The 2,268-nt window shown below is 72.6% G+C and carries 3 protein-coding genes; 2 read left to right on the top strand and 1 reads right to left on the bottom strand.

The genetic code is table 11. The features are described 5' to 3' along the window. Together GA0115259_RS30115 and GA0115259_RS30110 are read left to right on the top strand one after the other, a co-directional pair. The coding region (locus GA0115259_RS30115; RefSeq protein ID WP_176732700.1) for an alpha/beta fold hydrolase at nucleotides 1-357 on the top strand (357 nt) is incomplete at its 5' end. A gap of 2 nt (nucleotides 358-359) precedes the next feature. Next, entirely contained in the window at nucleotides 360-1,298 is a 939-nt protein-coding gene (locus GA0115259_RS30110; protein WP_093602868.1) for a methyltransferase domain-containing protein, read from the top strand. Here the strand turns inward: GA0115259_RS30110 and GA0115259_RS30105 are convergent. Next, the gene (locus GA0115259_RS30105) at nucleotides 1,255-2,112 is read right to left on the bottom strand and encodes an alpha/beta fold hydrolase (protein ID WP_093602866.1); all 858 of its coding nucleotides are present in this window, start codon (nucleotides 2,110-2,112) and stop codon (nucleotides 1,255-1,257) included. The two genes, GA0115259_RS30110 and GA0115259_RS30105, sit on opposite strands and share 44 nt — an antisense overlap. Nucleotides 2,113-2,268 lie beyond the last annotated feature (156 nt).

Raw genomic sequence — 2,268 nt, 5'->3', positions numbered from 1 at the left:
GCCACCACGCGGGCCGCCCGCCCGGCGACCACGGCCGAGGTCCTGGCCGTCGCCAGGGCCGCGGATCCGGCGTCGGTCGCCTGGGCGCAGCAGGCCATCGCCGCGCGCCCGGACTCCCTGGACGTCCTGCGCGCGACCGATGTGCCCGCGCTGGCCGTCGTCGGGGAGGAGGACGAACTCGTCGCGGTCGAAGAGGCCCGCACCATGGCCGACGCCCTGCCGCGCGGCCGTCTCGTCACTCTGCCCGGAGTCGGTCATCTCCCGCCGCTCGAAGCGCCCGACCGGACCGTACAGCTCCTCGCCGGGCTGCTGGACGATGTCGCCGCGACGGCCCTCGCCGCGAAAGAAGGACGGTGAGCATGCTCACAAAGGACCACGGCTCCTCGGACGACAACTCTTCGGACCACGATTCCTGGGGATACGCCGCGTCCACCGGGCTCGGCTTCACGCACGAGGAGATCGTCGACGCGCACTTCGAGGCCTGCGCGCCGCAGTACCGCGCGGCCCTGGACGCGGCGGAGCTCCGGCCCGGCCGGCATGTACTCGACGCGGGCTGCGGCACGGGCGCGTTCCTGCCCTGGATCGCGGACGCGGTCGGGCCCGAGGGCCGGGTGTCCGCCGTCGACCTCGCCGAGGAGAACGCGGAGCTCGCCGCCGCGCGTATGGCGGCCCGTGGCGCACCGTGCGAGCTGGACATCCAGCAGGGCGACCTGCTGCGCCTGCCCTATCCGGACGACACCTTCGACGCCGTCTGGTGCGCGAACACCACGCAGTACCTCAGCGACGAGGAACTCCCGCTCGCCCTGCGCGAGTTACGGCGAGTGGTGCGCCCGGGAGGGACCGTCGCCGTCAAGGATCTCGACGCCGGTCTGATCACCGTACGCCCGGGAGACCGGTTCCAGTTCATGGACTTCTTCCGCAAGGGCGCAGAAGTCCCGGGATACGCACGCCAGTTGCTCCGTACGCGGGATCTCTACCGGTGGCTGGGCGAGGCCGGGATGACCTCCGTGCGGCAGCACACCGTACTGATCGAGCACTTCGCGCCGATGTCTCCGGCCGTCCTGCGCTTCTACGCGCTGGCCTGCGCCCGAGTGGCCGAACAGGCCGTGGCCGCGGGCCTCGACGGAGCGTGGGAGGGCTTCCTCGATCCGGACGGCGCGGACAATCCGCTGCGCGATCCGTACGCGTACATCAGCGAGGGCAACACCGTGACGGTGGGCACCGTCCCCGTGCGCACGGTTCCGGTGGGTACTGTCACGGCCGGATCCGGTCGAGCCAGTGCTCGGTCTCGCCCATGACCAGGTCCGGCCGCTCCTGGTGGATCCAGTGCCCGCAGCCCGGTACGGCGACGGCCCGTGAGGCCGGATGGGCCGTCAGCCCGCGCTCCCAGTCGGCGCGCTCCCGGGTGCGGTGGAAGGACAGCACGGGCTGTCGCCGCCGAGGAAGGACGGTCTCGGCGGCGTCCCGGAAACGGATCGAGCCCGGCGCGTCGATGATCGCTCTCAGCGTGGCCGCCACGACGGCGGGCGGCACGGCGTCGAGGTCCCGCGCATGGGCGGCGCGCAGGGCGGCCGACCGCGTGCCGGCGTCGATCCGGTTTCTGAACATCTCGGCGACGGCGTCCTTTATCCGCTGGTCGTCCGGGAGTGCCGCGATCGGCTCCAGCGTCCGGCCCTGGGCCGGATCCCCTCCGTAGTCCGGATCGATCAGTACGAGCGCGGAGACGAGGTCAGGACGGTCGAGGGCGAGATGAGTGGCTGCCGACGCGCCGAGCGAGTGGCCCATCACGACTGCCGGAGCGAGGCCCAGTGCGCCGATCACTCCGGCGAGGTCCGCCGCCATGGCGCCCGCGGAGTATCCCGCGGATCCCGTCGCGGGCGCGGAGCTGGCGCCGTGCCCGCGCAGATCCATCGAGACCACGCGGCGATGCGCGCGCAGCCGCCGCAACTGGCCTGTCCAGCTTGCCCGGGAGCCCAGCCAGCCGTGCACCAGCAGCATCGGTTCACCGGCGGCCCGGATCACGCCCGGTGGCCGGGGCCCGGCGCTGTTGTCGTCGTCAACACCGATGCGTACATCGGGCAACTGGATGTGCTTCGCCGTCCGGTCCGTCATTCGTCTGTCAACTCCAACGTCCGGAGGACCACTTGAGCGACCTCGTCAGGGCCCAGGCCGTCGGTGGCCACGGTGGCACGGGCGACCTCGGCGTACAGCGGACGGCGCGCCTCCATCAGCTCATGCCACCGACGGCGCGGGCCCGAGCCGGCGGCC

This window comes from Streptomyces sp. MnatMP-M17, assembly GCF_900091995.1.
Classification (GTDB): Bacteria; Actinomycetota; Actinomycetes; order Streptomycetales; family Streptomycetaceae; genus Streptomyces.
The sequence above is the reverse complement of the archived record's forward strand: the minus strand, read 5'-3'. Positions and strand labels throughout refer to the sequence as shown.

What these genes read in the sequence shown, in the direction of transcription:
- GA0115259_RS30110 (WP_093602868.1), top strand. Translation starts at nt 360, where the DNA reads ATGCTCACAAAGGACCACGGCTCCTCGGACGACAACTCTTCGGACCAC.
- GA0115259_RS30105 (WP_093602866.1), bottom strand. Translation starts at nt 2,112, where the DNA reads ATGACGGACCGGACGGCGAAGCACATCCAGTTGCCCGATGTACGCATC.